Raw genomic sequence first — 21619 nt, 5'->3', positions numbered from 1 at the left:
GTTCCTAGAGTTTGGGGCAGATGATCTTCTTGAAGGCTTCGTAGTCGGCCCGGCTGGACGTCGTGATCTGGCGGCGGCCGTTGAGCAGGACCTTGCCTTCACGCTCAAGGATATCCATGACCAACTGCTCGGCCTTGTTGAGGGCCGCGCCTACTCCCGGGATGGGGAATTTGGCCACGATCTGCGAGGTCGCCTTCCAGGCCACTTCAGCGCTCTTCTTGGCTTCACGGACATGCTCTCGCCACCGTGTGTTGAAGCGACGGCTGGTCTGGCCGACATAGAACTCGCCCGCGGCATCGATCAGGATGTAGATGCCTTGCCTGGTCACTTCCATGCCCAGGCCGGCGCCCAGATCGCAGCCCGCCTTGGCGAAAGCCTGGCGGATGCTGGCCTGAGCGGCGCTGGCGAGCGTGCTCTCTCCCTCGGCGGCGACCCCCTGTTCCACGAGGTTCGTTTCACCGCTGGGATCGGTGTTGTGCACCGGATCATTGGCGGCGTACGTGTACTTGTGCTGCGACGTGGGCTGGGCGAGCGTGCCGTCGAGCGGGTCCAGCGACAGCAGGCGTCCGGTGTTGACGTCGAGCCAACGAGCCCGCAGGTAGGTCAGCCCGGCAGGAGCGTCCCAGTAAGCCTGCGCCAACTGGTGGTTGAGTCGGGGCGCTGTATTGAGCAACTCCCCGAAAGCGCTGGCCTCGGTGGTCTCGACGACCGCGCCGCTGCGATCGATCGCAGCGAGCGGCGTGCCGAGGTGGCCGGCCAGGGGGATGAGGTCCTCGGTCGGACTGCCGAACAGCGTGCCCTGGCCGCCACGGGTCTGCTGGCGCAGCGCATCACCCCAGACGTAGGCCACGCGTTGCGTGCCGGTGCTTTCCAGCACCACGTCCGACCATTCCGTCGTGGGGTCGATCAGGAACTTGGTCGTGCCGCCCGGCGTGGTCTTGCCCACGCGGGCGCCATCGGCGTCATAGGCATAGCTCGACACTACCGTCGCTGTCACGGCGCTGGTGCCTCGGCGCACCTCGATCATGCGGTTCTCGGCGTCGAAGCGGTAGCCCGTGAACTCCGTCGGGCTTTGCTTGCTGGCGAGGTTGCCGTTGGCGTCCCACGCATAGGTGGTGGTCGTCGTGCCGCCGCCGACGGCGGTGCGTGTCTCGCTGGTGAGGCGGTCGTTGCTGTCGTAGCTGTAGGCGATGGCCGTCGTTCCGCCGGGCGTGACGATGGTCTTGCCGGTGCGGTTGCCGACCGCGTCGTAGCTGTAGCCGGTGGCCTGGGTCGCCGGCTGGGTGTTGTTGGCCAGCCATGCGGCCAGTTGCGCACCCTTGTAGTTGTTCTCAGCCGTCAGGCGGGCATTCGCGTCGTAGGCAAAGGTCTGCACCCGCACCGGCGTGCCCGTGAAGGCACCGCTTGCGGCGTCGTAGCTGGATGCGGCGTCGAAGTTGTCGATGCGATTGACCGCGCCGCCTGCGCCGCGGCTGATGGACTGGCCTGCAATCAGCGTCGTGCCTGCACCCGTGCGCCTGCCGTGAGCAATGGCGACCTGGCGGTCCTGTGCGTCGTAGCGCCAGTCGGTGGTCAAGGTCACGCCGGCGGCCAGCAGTTGCTCGCTGTGGGTCAAACGCCCCGCGGTGTCATAGGCGTAGGTCGTCGTGCTGCCGTCCGGTGCGGTCAACGCGCTGCGGCGGCCCTCGGCGTCGTAGCTGTAGGTCGTGTTGCCCTCGGCGGTCCCGCGTCGGGTGATGCGGCCAGCTGCGTCGTACGCCCAGGTCAGCGTGCCCTGCGGGCCCGCGAGCTGGCTCAGGCGGCCGACGCTGTCGTAGCTGTAGGTCGTGGTGCCCTGGCTGCTGCTGGACCCGGTCTCCGTCAGGGTCGCCCGCTGGCCGTCGGCGTTGTAGGTGAAGCTGATGCTGCGAGCCGGCGTGCCGGCCGTGGCGGGGATGCTGCGCGTGAGCTCACGGCCCTGCGTGTCATAGGTCCGCGCGATGACCTGGCCACCAAAGGTCGTGTGGCCCGTGAGCTGGCCCTCGGCGTCATAGCTGAACGTTTCCGTCGCGCCGTCGGGCAGGATGCGGCTGACCGGCCGGCCCACGGTGTCGTAGCGCCATTGGACCTGGCGGGCGAGTGCATCGCCTTGGACCGTGCGGGCGCTGGTCTCGTCGTAGGCGTAGGTCGTCGGAGCCGCCACGCCGCTCTGTTGCACGCTGGTCAGGCGTGCCAGTGCGTCATAGTTGAAGGTCGACACCACGCCACGGGCGCCGGTCAGCGTCGCCACGCGGCCATCGGGGCGGTAGGTGGCCGACGTCGCGCTGCCGTCAGGGTAGTCGGTACGGGTCAGCCGGTTCAGGGCGTCGTAGGTATAGGCCACCACGCGACCATCCGGCAGCACGGTCTGAGTGCGGTTGCCGGCCAGGTCGTAGCTGTGCTGGGTGCGGCGGCCGCTGCCGTCGGTGCTGGCGGTCAGTTGGTCGCCGGCGTCGTACTCGTTGGCACGTCGTGCGCCGAGTTGATTGACCTCGGCGACAAGGCGGCTCGCGGCGTCGTACTCGAGGCTGCTGGTGCTGCCGTCGGAGAAGCGCGTCTGAACAAGGCGGTTGAGTTCGTCGTAGGCCTTGGTCGTCACGCGGCCTTGGCGATCAGTCATCGACACTTCGTTGCCGTTGGCGTCGTAGGCCCATTGCTCGGCGCTGCCGTCCGCGTAGTCCGTGCGGACCAGACGGGCATTGGCGTCGTAGCTGTTGCGGGTGATTCGGCCCAGCGCGTCGGTGACCGTCGTCACCTTGCCGGCACCGTCATAGGCATAGCGGCGCACCGACCCGGCGGCATCGGTCTCCTGGGTCAGCCGATTGCCGGCATCGTAGACACGCGTGACAGTCTCGGTGCGAGTGACGCCCGCAACGGTGCGGGTCAGGCTGCTGGTGAGCTCGTTGCCGTTGTCGTCGAAGGTGTAGCTCTTGATGTTGCCCAGGCCATCGGTCTCGCGATTGCGGCGGCCCTTGGCGTCGTAGCCGTAGCTCGTGCTGACCCCGCCGACATTGATGGCCGTCAGTTGTCCTTTGAGGCTGACCCCGGCGGAAATGGTCCGTCCCAAGGGCAGGGTGACGCTGCTGGGCTCGGAGCCGGGAATGCTCTCGCCACCGCCGTAGCCCAGTGTCGTGACCCGCCCCAGGGGGTCGGTGACCGTGATCGGGTTCATCCGCTGGTAGCCGCTCGCACCCGAGGCATAGGTGACGGTCGTCGTGCGTCCCAGTGCGTCCTTCTCTGTCAGCGGCTGACCGGTGACCGGATCGAAGGTCTTGGTCGTCACATACCCCAGCGGGTTGCTGCGCGTCAGCTCGTTGCCGTTGGCGTCGTAGGTGATGTCGGTCACGCCGCCCTTGGCGTCGACGATGCGCGTGACGTTGCCGGCCGCGTCGAAGCTGTAGACCGTCGCGTTGCCGCGTCGGTCCACCACGCGCTGCTGGTTGGCGACTTCGTCGAAGGTCTGGGTGGCGGCGGCACCGTTGCCGTCGGCCAGTCCGATCAGGCGGCCCTTGTCGTCGAACTGCTGTCGGGTCACGACCACGCCGCGCGGGTCGGTGATGCTGGCGAGCAGATGGCCGCTGTTGACGCTGCCGCTGTCGCCGGCGCCGGCGGGGCGGGTGACGGTGTCGTATTGGAAGTAGCTGACCTGGCCGAGGCGGTCGGTCATGCTGGCGAGGTCGCCCGCCGCGTTGTAGCTGTAGGTGATGGCGCGGCCGGCCGGGTCGGTGGCACGCGTGATGCGGCCCTGCGCGTCGCGCGTGAGCGAGACGGCGAGCGAGCTGCTGTGCGAAATGCCGCCAGCGCCGTAGGTCACGGTGTTGCCGTAGAGGTCGGTCATGCTGAGCACGCCGGTGCCTTCACGCAGGTTGTACTTGACGCCCTGGGCGTCGGTGAAGATGAAGTCGGTCGGATTCCAGACGTCGCCCGTGTCCACGTTGACGAGCTGGCCGCCGGCGGCCATCACGGTGTCATTGAGGACGATGGACAGCTGGCCCACGCCGGCGCCGGCGCCGGCGCTGCCGCCCACGGGCAGGGGCAGGGGGTCGAGCACCACGTTGAGATCCGGCACCGTGCCGAAGGCGCACTCCGGCTCGTTGCGGGCCTGGAAGCGATAGATGCCGCCATCAGGCAAGGACACCGTGACGCGGCGTGAGCCGGCAGGGCGCAGGCACAGGTTGAAGGGGCCGCTGCGGATCACGTTCCACTGCAGGCCGAACACCATGTTCTTGCGGATGCTCACGTCCTGCGCGGCCATGCTCCAGCCGTAGCCGAAGTCGCTGCTGACGTCCTTCTTGAGGCTGTCGTAGGTGCGGGTCAGCATCAGCGGCATGCCACTGGCATCGGCCCGGATGTCGGCAAAGCTCAGCCGGAAGGCGCCGAACTTGCGGTCGCGCGTGATCTCGAAGGGAACCGAGGCGAGGGTCGCCTGGCCGTTCACGTCCACGACCTTGAGGGCGAGTTCGTAGCTGCCGTTGGCGCGCGTGCTGGGGTCGATGGAACCCAGCGTGCCGTTGCTGACCGGGGTGAGGCCGCGGTAGATCTCGACCCAGGCGCTGCTCGGCGCGCCCGCCGGGCGCAGCAGCAGCTGGTAGTAGGCGAAGCTGGCGTCCGTGGCGGTGCCGGTGACGGGCACGGCGGACAGGATTTCGCTGTCGGCCGCGGGGCTGGTGATGGCCGCGGTGGGCGGCGTCACGTCGCCGGGGTCGCGCACCGTCAGCAGCAATTGCTGGGTCTGGGGGGCCGGCGTGACGCCGTTGACGGCCACGCCTTCCGCGCGCACGTCGATGCGGTGCGTGCCCGTGGCAGGCGCGCTGAAGGTCGCGCTGCCGGCGCCGTCGAGCGTCAGCGCCACGCCGTCAAGCATCGCGGTGCGGGTGACGGCGCCGCCGTTGCCGCCGCTCACCAGGACCGTGAGCGTGACGGCCTGCCCGGGGTTGGCCACCGCAGTGGACAGGCTGGCGGCGAGCTGCAGCGGCGTCGGCCCGCTGGAGGCGGTGATGCTGAAGGACTGGGTGGCGAACAGGCCGCCGGCGTCGGTGACGCGGACCGTCACGGCGGCGTTGCCCGCTTGAGCAGGCGTGGGCGTCCAGCGGATCACGCCGGTGGCGGCGTCGATGCTCATGCCGGTCGGCGCGGTGATCAGCGAGAAGCTCAGCGTGTCGCCGGCATCGGGGTCCGTGGCGCTGGCGGCATAGACATAGGGGGCGCCGATGGTGGCGACCGTGACCGGGACGCTGGCGAAGCTCGGCGCCCGGTTGCTCGCGGTGGCCGTGATGCTGGCGAGCGCGCTGCCGGTCAGCGAACCGTCCGAGACGACGAGCTGCACGCTGTAGCTGCCGGGCAGATCGGGGACGAAGCTGGCGTTTGCCGCGTTCGGATTGCTGACGGTGGCCAGGCTGCCACCCGGGCGCGTCGCCAGGCTCCACGCATAGGTCAGCGGCGTGCCATCAGGATCGAACGAGCCGGTGCTGCTCAGCGCGACGGTGGCGCCCACGGCGACGTTCGACGGCGTGGCCGCCGCAGCCGCGACGGGAGCGCGGTTGGCCGTGCTGGCCGTGATGGTGACCGTGGCGGGCACGCTGGCCAGCGAGGCGTCGCTGACGATCAGCTGAGCGACGTAGATGCCGTCCTTGTCGGCGACGAAGCTGGGCCGCGCGGCGTTGGCCGGCGAGATGGCCGCGGTGCTGCCGGCAGGCTTGGTGGTGAAGGACCAGGCGAAGCTCAGGGCATCCGCGTCGGCGTCGCGCGAGGCGCTGCCGTCCAGGCTCACCGAACTGCCGGTGGCCACCGATTGCGCTGCCCCGGCGTCGGCCACGGGGCGGGAGTTGATGGTGGAGACGACGACCGTGTCGGGCGTACTGCTCAGGCTGCCGTCATTGACGATCAGCTGGGCCACGTAGTTGCCCGGCTTGTCGGCCGTGAAGCTGGGGCTGGACAGCGCAGTGTTGTCGAGCGTGGCCGTGCTGCCCGCCGGGCGGCTGGTGAGCGACCAGGCATAGGCCAGCGGCGCGCCTTCAGGGTCGAGCGAGCTGCGACCGTCCAGCAGGACCTTGGCACCCAGCGCCACGGTCTGGTCGGGTCCGGCGTTCGCGACCGGTGCGGCGTTGTCGGTGCCGATGGTGACCGTCGCGGCGGGGCTGTTGACGAGGCCGTCGTTGACGATCAACTGCACCACGTAGTTGCCGGGCTTGTCGGCCACGAAGTTCGGATTGACCACCGTGGCGCTCGAAAGCGTGGCGCTGCTGCCCGCCGGGCGGCTCAGGATCGACCAGGCGAAGCTGAGCGGATCGCCATCGACGTCGGTACTGGCGCTGCCGTCGAGCACCACCTGCGCGCCGAGCGCCACCGAGCGGTTGGCACCGGGACGGGCCACCGGGGCGGAGTTGATCGTCGAGACATGGACCGTGGCCGCGCGGCTGGCGGCGCTGCCGTCGTTCACGACCAGCTCAAAGACGTAGCTGCCCGCCTTGTCCAGCGTCAGGCGGGGTTGGACCAGGGTTGCGTTGTCCAATGCCGCCGTGCTGCCCACGGGGGCGCTCACCAGGCGCCAGGCGTAGCTCAGCGCGTCGCCGTCGATGTCCGACGACGCACGACCGTCGAGCACCACCACGTCGCCCACGCGGGCGCTCTGGTCCGGGCCGGCGTTGGCCACCGGCGCGGAGTTGACGGTGCTGACCGTGATGCTGTCGACCGCGCTGTTCAGCGTGCCGTCGTTCACCACCAGTTCGGCCACATAGCTGCCCGGCCGGTCGATGGTGAAGCCCGGTGTCATCGCGCTCGCGCTGGACAGCGCCGCGGCGCTGCCGGCGGGCCGGCTGACGAGGGTCCAGCGGTAGGTCAGCGCGTTGCCGTCGGGATCGCTGGAGAGGGCGGCACTGAGCGTGACGCTGTCGCCGACCCGGGCGGTCTGGTCGGGGCCGGCGTTGGCCACGGGCACGCCGTTCGTGGCGCACTGGGCGTATTTGCAGCGCAGCGCACAGATGCGGCCGTCGCCGGAGTTGATGACGCCATTGTTGTCGGCGTCCCTCGGATCATCCGGTCCGCTCACCGGGCTGCCCGCCTGGATGGCAGCCTGGATCAGGGCCAGGTCGACCTTGTCAATGCGGCCGTTGTTGTCGACATCGCATTTGAGGGCGGCCTGCGCGGCCAGCGGCGACGTCAACAGGACGGCCAGCAAGACGCGGACAAAGGAGGTGCTGAGGGAGCGCATACGGAGTTCCTTCCCAGGCGCGGCCAAAGGGCCGCCTAGCCCCTCAGGAAGAGGGGCGGCAAAAACCAGACGGACGATCAGGATGAGGGGTGGGTCAGCGCCGTCGCTGTCGCCACGGCCGGGCGTAGCGCATGGCCAGCAGGGCCAGCATCACCAGGGCCAGGCTGGCGGGTTCCGGCAGCTGGATGCCACGCGGCGCCACGGTGACCGACGCGCCGACGGCGTTGTAGGCCACCGCATTGCCGTCGGCATCGAAGGTCGACAGGGCGTCGATGTCGAGGGCCGAGGTGCCGACACCGAGGGCATCGAAGTAGATCGTGAAGAGGTCGAAGGCCGGTGCCTGAAGGGCCAGCAGGTCGGACGTGAGCTCAAAGGAAAAGTCGGACAGCAGCACGCCGCCGCCGACATCGTTGGCCGCGAGACCGATGGCCACACCGAGGTGCTGGGCATCCTGCACCCTGGCGAAGCCGAGTACGGCCGGGTCAAAGCGCAGCGTGAAGTCGTAGCCGCCCAGCCCAGCGGGCAGCACGTCGGACACCTGCACGGTCAGCGCCACCTGAGCGCCGAGGCCCACCGTTTGCGTCGCCGGTGTCATCGAAATCACCGCAGCGCCCGCTGCGCCGGGCAGCCAGGCCTGAAGCGCGGTGGCGAGAGCCAGCGTGTTCAGCCAGCGCCACGGTCGGCAAGACCTGTCCCCTTTGGAACCCGACATACCTTCCCCCCCTTTTTGTTCGGGTGCGATTCTGCTGAAACGAGGAGCGCCGAAACGTGACAAACCGTCAACGCGCCAGGTTCAAACTAGGGGCGGTGGCGAGGGCCGGGTTGCACCCCGCACGGATTCCATTTTTTGAAGCCCCTGAACATGGGACAGGGCAACCCTTGTTGCAGATGGGGCGGTGCGCGGGACACCCGATCAGCGCGGGCCTGCATGCGCTACACCGCAGGCAGGAGCCGGGCGCCGCAGCGCAGAACGGTAAGGCTTTGTTCGGCCCGGTTAATGGCGCCGGCAATTGTTCACAGCTCGGTACGTTTGGCCCCGGGGACTGCCTAGAGTCGCACCTCTTTTCCACTCCCCGAGTCCATCGATGTCGAGACTTTCGCCCCTGATCGTCGCCAGCAGCGTCCTGTTGCTGAGCGCTTGCGCCACCAAGGAATTCGTCAAGGAGACCGTCGCTCCGGTGCAGACCAGCGTGGACGGCCTCGGCACCCGCGTGCAGGCGCATGACGACGGCCTCAAGGCCCTGGATGGCCGGCTGCAGGGCAGCGAGGCGCGCATCCAGGCCCTGCAAAAGGACGCTGCGGAGCGAGCCCAGATCCTCAACAACCTGCCCAAGCCGCCCGGCCTCTTGATGAGCACCGTGCTGACCGACGACAAGATCAGGTTCAGCTCGGGCCGCGCCCAGCTCACCGAGCAGGCCGGCCAGGAACTCGATCAGCTCGTCGCCAAGCTCAAGGCCGACAACCAGCCGGTGTACATCGAGATCCAGGGCCACACCGACTCGACCGGCAGCGACGCCGTCAACCAGCAGCTGGGCCTCCAACGGGCCGAAGCCGTGCGCCTGCACCTGTCCCGCGCCGGCCTGCCGCTGGCGCGCATGTCGACGATCAGCTATGGCGAATCGGCGCCCCTGGCCGACAACCGCACGCGTGAAGGCCGCAGCACGAACCGGCGAGTTCAGTTGATCGTCATGCGCTGAGCCGACATCGCCAACGACCGCTGCGGGCAGCGGTCGTTGGCCTTCCGCCGTCGGACTACTTCGAGAACCAGCCGGCCACGCGCTGGCGCAGGCGCTCGAAGAAGCCGGCGCGTTCCACGTCGGCGAGCGCAACGATGGGGGCCTCGCCGAGTTGCTTGCCGTTGGCCGTGGCGACGATCTTGCCGATCACGGTGCCCTTGGCGATGGGGGCCTCGAGGGCCGGGTTCAGCGAGACCGCGGTCTGGACGCCGCCCGCCTGGCCCTTGGGCACGACCAGGGTCCAGGCCTGCGCAATGCCGGCATTGACGCTGGGCGCCACGCCATAGGTGACCTTGGCGCTTGCCAGCGTCGCGCCGGCCTGCGCGGGCGTCGCTTCCTCGAAGTTGGCGTAGCCCCAGTTGAACAGCACGCGGGTCTGGTCGGCGCGGGCCTGCTTGCTGTCGGCGTTCATGATGACCGAGATCAGGCGCATGCCGTTGCGCTTGGCCGAGGCGGTCAGGCAGTAGCCCGCCTCTTCCGTGTGCCCGGTCTTGAGACCGTCGACCGTGGGGTCGGTGTAGAGCAGCGCATTGCGGTTGCCCTGCTTGATGCCGTTGTAGGTGAATTCGCGCTCGGCGTAGATGGGGTAGTACTCGGCGCTGTTGCGGATGATGGCGGCCGCCAGCACGGCCAGGTCGCGGGCCGAGGCCTTGTTGTTGGGGTCGGGCAGGCCGGCCGAATTCGCGAACTGGGTCTTGCCCATGCCCAGCTTCTTCGCCTCGGCGTTCATCATCGCCACGAAGCCGGACTCCGAGCCGCCGATGTGCTCGGCCAGGGCCTTGGAGGCGTCGTTGCCACTGGCGATGACCACGCCGCGCAGCATGTCCATCAGGGAGGCCTGCGTGTTGAGGGGCACGAACATGCAGCTGTCGCCGTCCTTGCCGCCGCGGCACCAGGCGCTCTCGCTCATGGTGACGGGATCGGTGGGCTTGAGCTTGCCGTTCTTGAGGCCCTGCTCCACCAGGTAGCTGGTCATCATCTTTGTCAGCGACGCCGGCGGCAGCGGCTCGTCGGGGTTGGACGAGGCCAGGACCTGCCCGGTGTTGAAATTCATCAGCACCCATGCCTTGTTGGTGAGGACCGGCACCGACTGGCCGTTGGCGTCGGTGGTCATGGCCTGTTCGGCGGCTGCGGCAGGCTTGTGCTGCTTGTGCGCCGCAGCGCGCGGCTTGGCGTGCTGGGCGCTGAGGGCTGTGAGGGGCGCTGCGACGAGGAGGGCGCTGGCAAGGACGACGGGGAGCAGAGGAGCGGAGGGGAAGCGGGAATTCATTGAGAGATGCATTTTCAAGAAGGCGACGGCCCGAGGCATGTTAGGGCCCGACAACCGACAAGGGCGTAACGACGCCCGATCGCGCATTGCGCCAGGTAACCCGGCCGATTGTCGCGGCCCGGCACGGCCCGGGGTTTACCCGCCGTCACTTCGGTCAGCCCGTCCATCCAGGGCGACACTGCCCGCTTCTCCTCCAATGCGCCCCTTCCTCCCATGAAGCGTCTGCCTCTTCCCCTCGTCCTCTGCCTCGGCCTGGCCCTGGGCGGCCGGGCCCTGCACGCCGAGCCGCTGCCCGCCGTCTGGAACCTGACCCCCCTCTATGCCAGCGACGCCGACTGGGAGGCCGCTCGCAAGGCCCTGCTGGCCGACCTGCCCAAGCTGGCGGCGCTCAAGGGCACGCTGGGCAAGAGCGCGCAGAGCCTGCGGGCCGGGCTGGACACCCTCAGCGCGGCCAATCTGCGCTACGACCGGCTGCGCGTCTACGCCAGCATGAAGCAGAGCACCGACAACCGCGACAACAAGAACCAGGAGCACAGCGGCCTGGCAGCGCAGCTGGGTGGTGAGTACAACAGCACCATCGCCTGGCTGGAGCCGGAGATCCAGGCGCTCAGCGAAGCCAAGGTGGCCGCCTTCCTGAAGGCCGAGCCGGGCTTGAACAAGCACGCCGAACACCTGCGCAACAGCCTGCGCCAGGCCAGGCACACGTTGAGCGCCCAGAGCGAAGCCGTGATTGCCGCGCTGGCCCCGGTGCGCAGCGCCACGGGCGATGTGCGCACGTTGCTGTTCAACGCCAACACCCAGTGGCCCGAACTGACGGTCGACGGCAAGACCGAGAAGGTGGACGGCACCAGGTACGGCCTGCTGCGCCAGCACCCGGACCGCGCGGTGCGCAAGCAGGTATTCGACGCCTTCTTCGGTGCCATCGGCCAGTACGAGGACACCTACGGCGTGACGCTGGGCAATGTGGTGCAGGACGACACCACCATGGCCAAGCTGCGCCACTACCCCAGCGCCGTGGCCATGAGCCTGGGCGCCGAGGAAATTCCGGAAGCCGTCTACCGCACCCTGGTGGCCGAGGTGCACAAGGGCCTGCCCACGCTGCACCGCTATTTCAAGCTGCGCCAGCAGATGCTGGGCCTGCCGGACCTGCACTACTACGACATCTACCCGGCCCTGGTCACGCAGAAGAAGGAATACAGCCTGGACGATGCCGCGGCGCTGACGCTGGCCGCCACCCAGCCGCTGGGCGAGGACTACCAGAACCTGCTGAAGGCCACCTTCAAGCTCAACACCATGCATGCCCTGCCGGCACCGGGCAAGAGCGGCGGCGCCTACCAGGACGGCGTCTATGGCGCGCCGCCCTTCGTGTTTCTGAACCACCAGGGCGAGTTCGAGTCGGTCAGCACCTTCGCGCACGAGTGGGGCCACGCCATGCACACGGCCATCGCCAACCGCGCCCAGCCCTACGAGACGGCGGGCTACTCGCTGTTCGTGGCCGAGATCGCCTCCACCGCCAACGAGGTCCTGCTCAGCCACTACATGCGCGGCCAGGCCGGCAGCAAGGAAGAGAAGCTCTACCAGCTCGGCTATGCGCTGGAACGCCTGCGCGGCACCTTCTTCCGCCAGGCCATGTTCGGCGAGTTCGAGCTCAACACCCATGACGCCGCCGCCAAGGGCGAGGCCCTCAACGGCAAGCGCATGACGGAGATCTACTGCAAGCTCTTGAAGGAATACCACGGCGACGCGGCCGGGGTCATGAAGATCGACCCGCTGTACTGCCAGGAATGGGCCTTCATCCCGCACTTCTACCGGCCCTTCTATGTCTACCAGTACGCCACTTCCATCACCGCGGCCCTGCACTTCGCCGAGGACATCCTGGATGGCAAGCCCGGCGCGCGCGACAACTACCTGAAGCTGCTGGCCAGCGGCGGCTCGGTGCCGCCCTACCAGGCGCTGAAGAAGGCCGGCCTGGACATGGCGACCCCGGCGCCCTACCAGGCCGTCATCAAGCGCATGGACAGCATCATGGACGAGATGGAGGCGCTGCTGAAGGCCCGCTGAGCTCAGCTGAAGGCGGCCGCCAGGGCCTGCAGCCCCACCTCGGGGTCGTGCAGGCCCTGGTAGATCGGTGGCACGGGCTTGTCCACGCCGAACAGCCCGTACACCGCGTGCATCGCGCAGTGCACCGAGTACTCCACCGTGTAGACGGTGTCGTCCGGCAGCTCGACGTGCTGGCCCAGGAAGGCGAAGTTGGCGGCGCCGCTGGGCAGCACGCGCGGCCGGTCGGCCGGCTTGCGGGGCGCGAACATCGCGGAGCCGTAGGGCAGCATCACGGGCGTCACGTCGGTGCCGGCCAGGGCGGCGGCACGGATGTCGCCAAAGCCCAGGTGGTGCAGCAACTCGTCCAGGATCTCGCGACCGCTGCACTCGGCCATGGGCTTGGCCACGAAGTTGCCCGGCGCGTCGATGAAGAGGCCGTAGCCCCAGGCCGTGAAGGTGTCCGGCGGCATGCCGGGAAAGTGGGGCTGGTGCGGCACGACGAGGGACATCAGCCAGTTGGAGTCCACCAGCGTCATCAGCGCGCCCGTGCCGGGCGAGTTGCCGCTGAAGTCGGCGATGCGGTCCAGCAGCGTGCGGCCGTGCATCGTCAGGGTGAAGGACTCCCACTTGTTGTCGTCGACATTGAAGAAGGTGTGCGGGCGACCGAAGTCGTCGGCCTTCTGGGCCAAGGTCTCCCACAGCGACCAGGCGCCGTCGCGGCGATCGCGGATGAGAGGGGGCGCCTCGCTGTTGCTGCCGTAGGTGGCGTCGGCGGTGATGGAGCCGAGCGTCACGAAGCAGGCGTCGCCAGGCGCCAGGTCGAGGGTGTGGCTGGCCTGGGCCGTCTGCACGTGCAGGCGCGTGGCGCGGCGCTGGGCGGGGTCGCGCTGGTCGAAGTCGATGTCGGTCACGCGGTGGCCGAAGCGCACGTCCACGCCCTGGGCCAGCAGCCAGCGCTGCAGCGGCACGGCGATGGAGTCGTACTGGTTGTAGGGCGTGCGGCGCACCCCGGCCAGGGTATGCATGCGCGGGAACTCCTGCAGGAAGCGCAGGAAGTAGCGCCGCAGTTCGATGGCGCTGTGCCAGTCCTGGAAGGCGAAGGTGGTGCGCCACATCTGCCAGAAGTTGCTCTGGAAGAAATGCGGCGAGAACATCTCGTCGATGCGTCGCGCGCCCAGCAGGGCTTCGGGCATGGCCAGCAGCCGCGTCAGCTCGGCGCGGTCGCGGCCGTCGAGCCCGTAGTGGCGTGCGTCGATGATGCGCGGCCCCTGGCCGATGAGGCGGGCGTGCGCCTCGGTGCGGACGCTGGCGTTGAAGGCGTCGATCTCCTGCCGCACGCTCATGCCCGGCTGCTCCAGTGACGGGATGCCGTCCAGCAGGTTCCACAGGCATTGATAGACCTCGTCGCACAGCATGCGCCCGCCACGGGTCACGTAGCCGGGCTGGGTGGGCGAGGCACTGCCATCCAGGCAGCCGCCGGCGATGCCGAGTTCTTCGAGGATGTGGATGCGCTGGCCGGGCATGCCGGCGTCGCGGATGAGAAAGCTGGCCGCGGCCATCGAGGCGATGCCGCCGCCGACGAGCCAGACGTCGGCATTCTTGGGGTCGAGCATGGGTGACACGCGGCGCGGGCCGCGCAAAGCAGAATGTGCGTCGACTCTAGGCAGCCCGTGGCGGGCCGGCACTGATCCGCGTCAAGGCGGCGACGGATGCGGGAGGGCTCTCCAAAGAACCTGCCGCGCCGAGCGTCAGCGCGCGACGATCATGCGCACGCCCAGGCCGATGAACACGGTGCCCGCCAGTCGGTCCAGCCACTGACCCACGCTCGGCCGGCGGTTCAGCCAGGCGCCCACGGCGCCCGAGAAATAGCCGAGCAGGCCGAACAGCACGACGGCCTGCACCGTGAACACCAGGCCCAGCAGGCCGAGCTGCCACTCCACATCGCCCTGCGAGGCGACGACGAATTGCGGCAGGAAGGACAGGAAGAACAGCACCACCTTGGGGTTGATGGCGTTGGCGACCAGGCCCTTCACGAAGAGTTGGCGCAGCGGCGTGCCGTCGCCGTCGTCGACCCCCACCCGCACCGCGCCGGCATGCCGCCAGGCCTGCACGCCCATCCACACCAGATAGACGCCGCCGGCCACTTTCAGCACCGTGAAGGCGACGGGCGATGCGGCCACCAGGGCGCTGACGCCGATGACGGCCAGCAGGGTGTGGCTCAGGCAGCCCAGCGCACAGCCCAGCCCGAAGGTCATGCCCGCCCGCCGGCCGCGGGACATGCCCATGCTCAGCACCATCAGGTTGTCGGGGCCGGGCGTGGCGGTCAGCACCAGGGCGGTGGCGAGGAAGGCGAGGGTCTGGGGCGTGCTCAGCATGAGGCGATGCTAAGCGCTTGGCTCATCCATATTGACTACGCGCCCGGGCCGGCAGTCGGGCTATGGATGGACGCTCGCGGAAGCCGCGGCGTAGCATCGCCGCTCACCCGTGGCAGGTCGCGCTGCACTCCGCAAACGCGGCCCTGCGTCCGGTATTGGAGGTCCCCATGAGCTATCACCTGGAAGGTCGGCTGCTCGAGGTCTGCAATTGCCGAGTCCTCTGCCCCTGCTGGATCGGCGAGGACCCCGACAACGGAACCTGCGACACCATCATCGCCTGGCGCATCGACAAGGGCACGGTCGACGGCGTCGACGTCGGCGGCAACACGATTGCGGCGGTGGCCCATGTGCCGGGCAACATCCTGCAGGGCAACTGGACGGCAGCGATCTTTGTCGACGACAAGGCCTCCAAGGCGCAGGAGGATGCCCTGCTCAAGGTCTACACCGGCCAGGCCGGCGGGCCGGTTGCCGACCTTGCCAAGCTGATCGGCACCGTGGTGTCGGTGGAGCGCGCGCCCATCCAGTTCGACGTGACCGGCGGCAAGGGCACGCTGGCCATCGGCAAGGACTACTACGCCGAGCTCGAGCCCTATCTCGGCGCCACCGGCGGCCAGACGACGCTGTCGGACACGGCGTTCTCCACCGTGCCGGGCGCGCCGGTGTTCGTCGGCAAGGCGCCGACCTACCGCTCCAAGAACGCCAAGATCGGCATCGACGTGGATATCAAGGGCCACAACGCGCTGCAGAGCACCTTCGTCTTCGATGCCTGAGCCACGCCGTCGGGCCGGCCCATGGTCGACGCCGCGCGCCACCGCCGCGTGTTCCTGCCGGTGCTCGTCGCTCTCGTCGCGCTGGCCTGGCTGGCGCTGTGGGCCTGGGCGAGCTCGCCCTATGGCCGCTACATGGACCATGGCGACTGGACGGCCTCGGGGCCGGTCGCCGCCCTGTGCCGCGCGATCCCGGCGGGCAGCGTCGTCGTGCCCGCCGTGCTCTACGGCGCGGCCTGGATCCTGATGACGCTGGCCATGATGCTGCCGACCACGCTGCCGCTGTTCACGGCCTTCGACCGGCTGGCGTCGCAGCGGCCCGACCGCGGCCGCCTGCTGACCCTGCTCGGCCTGGGCTATCTGGCCGTCTGGGGCGGCTTCGGGCTGCTGGCCCACGCCGTGCACGCGGTGCTGCTGGCCTGGGTGGCCGGCGTTCCGCTGCTGTTCCTGAATGGCTGGATGATCGGCGCCGCCATCATTGCCGGCGCCGGCGCCTTCCAGTTCAGCTCGCTCAAGCACCGCTGCCTGGAGAAATGCCGCACGCCGCTGAGCTTCGTCATGGAGCATTGGAGGGGCCGGGCGCAGGCTTGGCAGGCCTTTCTGCTCGGGGCTCACCACGGGCTGTTCTGCGTCGGCTGCTGCTGGGCGCTGATGCTGCTGATGTTCGCCGTCGGCGCCGGCAGCCTGGGCTGGATGCTGGCGCTGGCCGCCGTCATGGCCATCGAGAAGAACCTGCCCTGGGGCCGGCGCCTGAGCGCGCCGCTGGGTATGGCGCTGCTGGCCTGGGCGGCGCTGCTGGTGGCCCGGCAGGTGTAGCGATGCAGGGCAGCGCGCGCACCCTGCTGCTCACCGCGCTGGCGATGCTGGCTTTCGCCGCCAATTCCCTGCTGTGCCGGCTGGCCCTGCAGCAGCCCATCATCGATCCGGCCAGCTTCGGCAGCATCAGGCTGATCTCGGGCGCGCTCACGCTGGGTCTCATCGTGCGCCTGCAGCCCAGCGATGGCACCGCGGGCCGGCCCGACTGGCTGGCCGCGGCCATGCTGTTCGCCTATGTCGGCTGCTTCTCGTTCGCCTATCTGACGCTGAGCGCCGGCACCGGCGCGCTGATCCTGTTCGGCGCGGTCCAGGTGACGATGATCGGCGCGGGCCTGCGCGCCGGTGAGTCCTTCCCACCGATGGCCTGGGCCGGCCTGATGCTGGCCGTGGGCGGGCTGGTCTATCTGGTGTCGCCGGGCTTGAGCGCGCCACCGCTGGGCGGCGCGTTGCTGATGGCGGCTGCCGGCGTGGCCTGGGGCGCCTACTCGCTGCGCGGGCGCGGCGTGCCCGATCCACTGCGGGCGACCGCGCGCAACTTCCTGCGCGCGACACCTTTCGCGCTGGGCCTGAGCCTGTTGACGCTCAGCGGTGCGCACGCCAGCGCGGCCGGCGTGGCGCTGGCCATCGTGTCGGGGGCGTTGACCTCGGGCCTCGGCTATGTCGTCTGGTACGCGGCGCTGAGGGGCCTGTCGGCGATGCGCGCGGCGACGGTGCAGCTGTCGGTGCCGCCCATTGCGGCCCTCGGCGGCGCGCTGCTGATGGCCGAGACCCTCACGCCGCGCCTGGCCTTCGCGTCCGCGGCCATCCTCGGCGGCATCGCCCTCGTGTTGAGCCGGCGCGGGCGCTAGCCCTGGTCCGGCCTGCCGCGCAAGCCGTGTTGCGTGATGTGGGCGATGGGCACGCCGACGTAGAAGATGTGCGACAGCAGGCCGCTGACGATGCTCCATCCTTCCGGCAGCTTCCAGCCGACAACGCCGGACAGCGGCACGACGATATAGACCATGGCGACCCAGGTCAGCACGCCGTAGACCGTTCCCCACAGCCAGGGGCGCAGCATGAGGGCGGGCAGCCTGAGCGCCGCCAGCAGGAAGGCCGCGGCCATGCCGATGGTCAGCGCGAAATGCAAGAGCAGGCCCAGGGCCGCCACGGCCGCGCCGCCCTGCAAGGCCGCCGTGCCGAGCACGCCGCTGGCGATGTATTTCAGGATGCCCTCGACCGTGGCGCCCTGGGAGGCATAGCTGGCGAAGGCGGCCACGATGTCCACCGCGCCGGAGACGAATCCGGCCAGCACGACGGTTTGAATCCTGCGCATGGGTCTGCTCGACGGTTGCGTTGGCAAGGCGCAGGATCTTAGGAAGCCGCCCCCGCGGCAGCACCCGGGGATGCCCTCGGGTCGAGTTGATCTCAGCCGGTCGGTGCGGCGCCCAGCTTCGCCAGGGCGTCGGCAATCTCACCGGTGCCGCCCGGCCTCACCACGCGCGCGACCTCGCGGCCGTCCTGCAGCACGACCAGGGTGGGCCACAGCTTGATGCCGAAGGAGCGTCCCAGCGGCCGTCCCCGGCCGTCCTCGACCTTCAGATGGCGCAGCGGCGATCCCGCTGCATGGGCCGACAGCGCGTCGCCTATGGTCCGCTGCGCGGCCTGGCAGATGCCGCACCAGTTGGCGCCGAACTCGAGCACGGTGCTGCCGGGCAGCGCGTCGATGGCGGCGCGGGTGGGTTCGTTGCTGGAATAGGGCGTCGGGGCGGTCATCGGGATCTCCTGCGCGCGGGGGGGCTGTCGGTCGGCTTGCGGCAAACCCTGTGCCTTGTGGCGTCCGGCTCAGGTCGGCAGGTGGTACCAGCCGGCCTTGTCGTCGACGAAATAATCCTTGTCGGGCGGCTCGATGGCCTGGCCTTCGAACAGCCCGGCCGGGAATCCGTAGACGCCAGGCAGGCGGGCGTCGGCCGTCATGACGTGCGACCCGCAGGTCTTGCAGAAGGAGCGCTGCAGATTGACTGTGGGACGGAAGGAGGACAGGCCTTCCGGATTGCCCACGACGACCTGCTCGCGCGGCGCGGTGATCCAGGTGGTGAACGCCGCGCCGCTGAGGCGACGGCACTCGCCGCAATGGCAGTTGGACGGGCGGCGCAGTGGCGATGGCGCCGTGACGGTCACGGTGCCGCAAAAGCAGGAGCCTCGGGCCATGGCGCTCAATCGCGGAAGCTCGGCGCCGCGCCCTTGCCGGCCATCATGGCCCGGGTCAGGTCTTCGCTCATCAGCATGCCGGCATTCCAGGTGGCGATGTAGTTCAGGCCGTCGGCCACCGAGTGGTCGCGGGCGTAGTTCAGCATCTCCTTGGTGCCGCGGATGGACAGCGGCGATTTGGCGGCGATGGCCGCGGCGATCTCGCGCACGCCGGCCTGCAGCGCCTCGCGGCTGTCGAAGACGCGGTTGACCAGGCCCATCTCGCGCGCCTCGGCCGCCTCCATGCGGCGGCCGGTGTAGGCCAGTTCGCGCACCAGCCCTTGCGAGCCGACGATCTTGGGCAGGCGCTGCAGGGTGCCGACGTCGGCCACCATGCCGATGTCGATCTCCTTGATGGAGAAATAGGCGTCGCTGCTGCAGTAGCGCATGTCGGCGCAGCAGACCAGGTCGATGCCGCCGCCCACGCAGGCGCCATGGATGGCCGCGAGCACCGGCTTGCGGCAGCGCTCCAGGCTGGTCAGGGTGTCCTGCATGTCCAGGATGACGCGGCGCAGGCTCTCGCGGGTGCGGCCGTCGCAGGGGTCCTGGATCTGCGGGGCGATGCCCATCATCATCTGCAGGTCGATGCCGGCGGTGAAGTGCTTGCCTTCGCCCTCCAGCACGGCGACGCGGGCTTCGGCCTGGGCGTCCACCCAGTCGAAGGCGCGGCGGATGTCCTGCCACATCACGGCATTCATCGCATTGGCCTTGTCGGGCCGGTTCAGTCGGACGGTGGCGATGTGGTCCTGGATGGCGACGGTGAGGGTTTCGAGTTGCATGGGCGGCCGGAGTTGCGCGACGAAACCCTCATCATGCCCCCCAAACCCCTGCCAGGCTGTCGCCATCGGGCCAGCACCGATACTTGCGCCCATGATCCACGCCACCAAACGCATTGCCGGCGGCGCCGGCCTGGCCGCCGTGCTCGTCAAGCGCGCGCCCGCGCTCGAGCTCGACTGGGACACCCGCAGCAAGAGCCGCTTCTCTGCCACCGACTCCAGCGGCCGCGAGATCGGCGTCGTGCTGCCGCGGGGCACGAATCTGCGCGGCGGCGACGTGCTGGTGGCCGAGGACGGCACGCTGTTGCGCGTCATCGCAGCGGCCCAGCCGGTCTTGCAGGTGCGCCACTGCGCCGAGCACGGCAGCCCCTTTGACCTGCTGCGCGCCGCCTACCACCTCGGCAACCGGCATGTGCCGCTGGAGCTGCAGGCCGAACTGCTGCAGTTCGAACCCGATCCCGTGCTGGCCGACATGCTGCGCCGCCAGCATCTCATCGTCACCGAGGCCCTGGCGGCCTTCGAGCCCGAGGGCGGTGCCTACGGCGAGGGTGCCGGGCATGGCCACCACCATGGGCATGACCACCACGAACACGGCCACGACCATGGCCATGCGGCCGCGCCGGCCCGCAAGCCCCTGCCCATCCCGGTCCATGTGCACGGCCCGGATTGCAAGCATGACCACGACCATGGGCACGACCACGGTCATGTGCATGGCCCCGGCTGTGGCCATGACCACGGGCACGAGCACAAGCACAAGCACGGACACTGAGGCCCGCGGGCCTCAGACGGCGCCGTCTTCCGGCGGCGCGATGCCGCGCAGCGCCTGGGTCATGTGGTGGACGCTGGCCTCGGGGCCGAGCAGGGCGCGGCCGCGTGCCACCACCTGTTCGGCTTCGGCATCGCGCCTGTCCCTGCTGAGCACCAGCACCACGCGGGCCAGCAGCACGTCGATGACGCGCTGCTGGCTGCGCATCAGGTCAGCCCGCTCGCTGGCCGACAACCTGGGCAGCGGCGCTTCCTGGAGTGCCTTGTAGGTGCTCTCCACGCGCCCCACGGCGGTGTCGATATGCAGATGCCGGCTCGCCAGCGCGAACTCGTTCAGGCGGATCAGGGCGGGCAGGGCGTCGGGCAGCTCACGCTCGGCCATCACCGGGTCACGGCCGACGAGGTGCACGAAGGCGTCGCGCGTCGATTCGTCCTGGCTGCCGAGGTAGTTGTTGATGTGGATGACCTCGCTGAGGGCCCGCTGGCCCGGCCTGCCGCCGGCGTCGATCTGGGCCAGGGCCTTGTCGCGCACGGCGAGCATCTGGGCCATGGCGGGGGGATAGCGGTGCGCCAGCGCTGCCCAGTCCGACAGGGCGAACGACATGCGCACGCCCGACATGGCCGGCTCCCGCTCCAGCACGTGCTCGTGGAACCAGAGATGCTTCTCGGCGGCCGCAGCGAGGCGGCCTTCCTGGGCGTCGTTTCGGGCGCCAAGCAGGACGTCGCGGGCGCTCGTCTGGGGCGGCGGCTCCCAGGCCAGCGTCGTGGAATGCGCTGCGGCCAGGCTCAAGGCCAGCACGCCGCCCAGGACGGATCGATTCGTCATCGGGGTCTCCCTGATTTCGACCCAGTGTAGGCAGGGCGTCGAGGTGAGTGGCAACGGTGCTGCCGGCAATTTTCCCCTGGGTTCCGGGATGGTCCCGGGGCGTTGATGCGTCATGTCTCGCAGTTAGCATGCCGCGCTGTCAAACCAGGGAGTCCTCTTGAAGACCATCCGTTTCGCTTTCGCCGCCCTGCTGGCGGGTGCTTCGTTCGCCGCGTCCGCTCAAGCCGGCGCGGACGCGTTTCTCGCCAACTACGTCGCCACCAGCTACGGCACGGGCAAGGTCGAGCTCAACTGCCCGCCCAGCACCCGCTGCAGCCCGGTGGACGCCGCCTTCGCGCTGCGCCTGGGCCATCGCTTTGACCCGAACTGGGCGATCGAAGCGGGCTACACCGACATCTCGTCGGACTTCTCCCTCTTCATCCAGCAGTACTCCGCCTCCGTGAAGGCCTACAGCCTGGGCGCGGCCTACACGCTGCCGCTGTCGAGCAGCGTCAGCGCCGTGCTGCGTGGCGGCCTGTCGTCCAACAAGCTCAGGTTCCAGCCGCCGTTTTCGCCCGGCGATGTCCAGCCCCATTCGGTGACGACGCGCTCGACCAAGCCCTATGTGGGCGTGGCGGCCTCGTGGCAGTTCGCGCGCCGCTGGAGTGCCCATCTCGATGCCGACTGGACGCGGGCCGACATGGATGTCGGCGGCAGCAACAACCCTCGCCAGACCCTCACCGTGCGCTTCTACGGCGCCGGCGTCGCCTTCCACTTCTGATCACGAAGGCGGGGCGGGGCGGCCGGGGCCAGAA

17 protein-coding genes are annotated in these 21619 nt (G+C 69.3%); 7 read left to right on the top strand and 10 right to left on the bottom strand.

What is annotated here, in order from left to right:
- Positions 1-4: 4 nt before the first annotated feature.
- Entirely contained in the window at positions 5-7228 is a 7224-nt protein-coding gene (locus tag AC3WOE_RS07925; RefSeq protein ID WP_492689526.1) for a PKD domain-containing protein, read from the bottom strand.
- A 94-nt stretch (positions 7229-7322) separates the two neighbouring features.
- Positions 7323-7823, bottom strand: coding sequence for a cohesin domain-containing protein (locus tag AC3WOE_RS07920; RefSeq protein WP_492689524.1), 501 nt, complete (start codon positions 7821-7823; stop codon positions 7323-7325).
- 490 nt (positions 7824-8313) lie between these two features.
- Between AC3WOE_RS07920 and AC3WOE_RS07915 the strand changes: the two genes are divergently transcribed.
- On the top strand, positions 8314-8925 hold the full coding sequence (locus AC3WOE_RS07915) for an OmpA family protein (RefSeq protein WP_492689523.1): 612 nt from the start codon (positions 8314-8316) through the stop codon (positions 8923-8925).
- Positions 8926-8980: 55 nt separating this feature from the next.
- Here the strand turns inward: AC3WOE_RS07915 and AC3WOE_RS07910 are convergent, their stop codons facing one another.
- Positions 8981-10234: a D-alanyl-D-alanine carboxypeptidase family protein gene (locus AC3WOE_RS07910; protein ID WP_492689521.1), complete on the bottom strand. Its 1254-nt coding sequence runs from the start codon at positions 10232-10234 to the stop codon at positions 8981-8983.
- Positions 10235-10447: 213 nt separating this feature from the next.
- Between AC3WOE_RS07910 and AC3WOE_RS07905 the strand changes: the two genes are divergently transcribed.
- Positions 10448-12295 carry a M3 family oligoendopeptidase gene (locus tag AC3WOE_RS07905; RefSeq protein ID WP_492689520.1) on the top strand — a complete coding sequence of 616 codons (1848 nt, stop codon included), beginning with the start codon at positions 10448-10450 and terminating at the stop codon, positions 12293-12295.
- 2 nt (positions 12296-12297) lie between these two features.
- On the opposite strand, the gene AC3WOE_RS07900 is transcribed toward AC3WOE_RS07905, so the two are convergent.
- Positions 12298-13887 (bottom strand): oleate hydratase, encoded by a 1590-nt coding sequence (locus AC3WOE_RS07900; RefSeq protein ID WP_492689518.1) that lies wholly within the window; start codon positions 13885-13887, stop codon positions 12298-12300.
- A gap of 135 nt (positions 13888-14022) precedes the next feature.
- A complete protein-coding gene (locus tag AC3WOE_RS07895) occupies positions 14023-14649 on the bottom strand; it encodes a LysE family translocator (RefSeq protein ID WP_492689517.1) in 627 nt (208 codons plus the stop codon).
- Positions 14650-14816: 167 nt separating this feature from the next.
- On the opposite strand from AC3WOE_RS07895, the gene AC3WOE_RS07890 reads away from it, so the two are divergent.
- Genes AC3WOE_RS07890 through AC3WOE_RS07880 form a run of 3 tightly spaced genes read left to right on the top strand, consistent with a single transcriptional unit; the run spans position 14817 to position 17080 of the window.
- Positions 14817-15419, top strand: a complete 603-nt coding sequence (locus AC3WOE_RS07890) for a DUF1326 domain-containing protein (protein WP_492689516.1) — start codon at positions 14817-14819, stop codon at positions 15417-15419.
- A gap of 21 nt (positions 15420-15440) precedes the next feature.
- Entirely contained in the window at positions 15441-16232 is a 792-nt protein-coding gene (locus tag AC3WOE_RS07885; RefSeq protein WP_492689514.1) for a DUF2182 domain-containing protein, read from the top strand.
- A gap of 2 nt (positions 16233-16234) precedes the next feature.
- Positions 16235-17080 carry a DMT family transporter gene (locus AC3WOE_RS07880; protein ID WP_492689513.1) on the top strand — a complete coding sequence of 282 codons (846 nt, stop codon included), beginning with the start codon at positions 16235-16237 and terminating at the stop codon, positions 17078-17080.
- On the opposite strand, the gene AC3WOE_RS07875 is transcribed toward AC3WOE_RS07880, so the two are convergent.
- From AC3WOE_RS07875 to AC3WOE_RS07860, 4 genes are all read right to left on the bottom strand, one after another.
- Entirely contained in the window at positions 17077-17544 is a 468-nt protein-coding gene (locus AC3WOE_RS07875) for a hypothetical protein (RefSeq protein ID WP_492689511.1), read from the bottom strand. The genes AC3WOE_RS07880 and AC3WOE_RS07875 overlap by 4 nt on opposite strands.
- Before the next feature lie 92 nt (positions 17545-17636).
- Positions 17637-17984, bottom strand: a complete 348-nt coding sequence (locus tag AC3WOE_RS07870) for a thioredoxin family protein (RefSeq protein WP_492689510.1) — start codon at positions 17982-17984, stop codon at positions 17637-17639.
- Positions 17985-18053: 69 nt separating this feature from the next.
- Positions 18054-18419, bottom strand: a complete 366-nt coding sequence (locus AC3WOE_RS07865; RefSeq protein ID WP_492689509.1) for a GFA family protein — start codon at positions 18417-18419, stop codon at positions 18054-18056.
- A gap of 5 nt (positions 18420-18424) precedes the next feature.
- Positions 18425-19237, bottom strand: coding sequence for a crotonase/enoyl-CoA hydratase family protein (locus tag AC3WOE_RS07860; RefSeq protein ID WP_492689507.1), 813 nt, complete (start codon positions 19235-19237; stop codon positions 18425-18427).
- Between the two features lie 91 nt (positions 19238-19328).
- Here AC3WOE_RS07860 and ureE point away from each other — a divergent pair, with 91 nt between their 5' ends.
- Entirely contained in the window at positions 19329-20003 is a 675-nt protein-coding gene (gene ureE / locus AC3WOE_RS07855; RefSeq protein ID WP_492689505.1) for an urease accessory protein UreE, read from the top strand.
- A gap of 12 nt (positions 20004-20015) precedes the next feature.
- Here ureE and AC3WOE_RS07850 read toward each other — a convergent pair whose 3' ends face one another.
- Positions 20016-20825, bottom strand: coding sequence for a hypothetical protein (locus tag AC3WOE_RS07850; protein WP_492689503.1), 810 nt, complete (start codon positions 20823-20825; stop codon positions 20016-20018).
- A gap of 157 nt (positions 20826-20982) precedes the next feature.
- Here AC3WOE_RS07850 and AC3WOE_RS07845 point away from each other — a divergent pair, with 157 nt between their 5' ends.
- A complete protein-coding gene (locus tag AC3WOE_RS07845; RefSeq protein WP_492689502.1) occupies positions 20983-21585 on the top strand; it encodes an outer membrane beta-barrel protein in 603 nt (200 codons plus the stop codon).
- Positions 21586-21619: the final 34 nt, after the last annotated feature.

The organism is Roseateles sp. FW305-36, from assembly GCF_058787015.1.
Note: the sequence above shows the minus strand (reverse complement) of the source record. Positions and strands in the feature narration are given on the sequence as shown.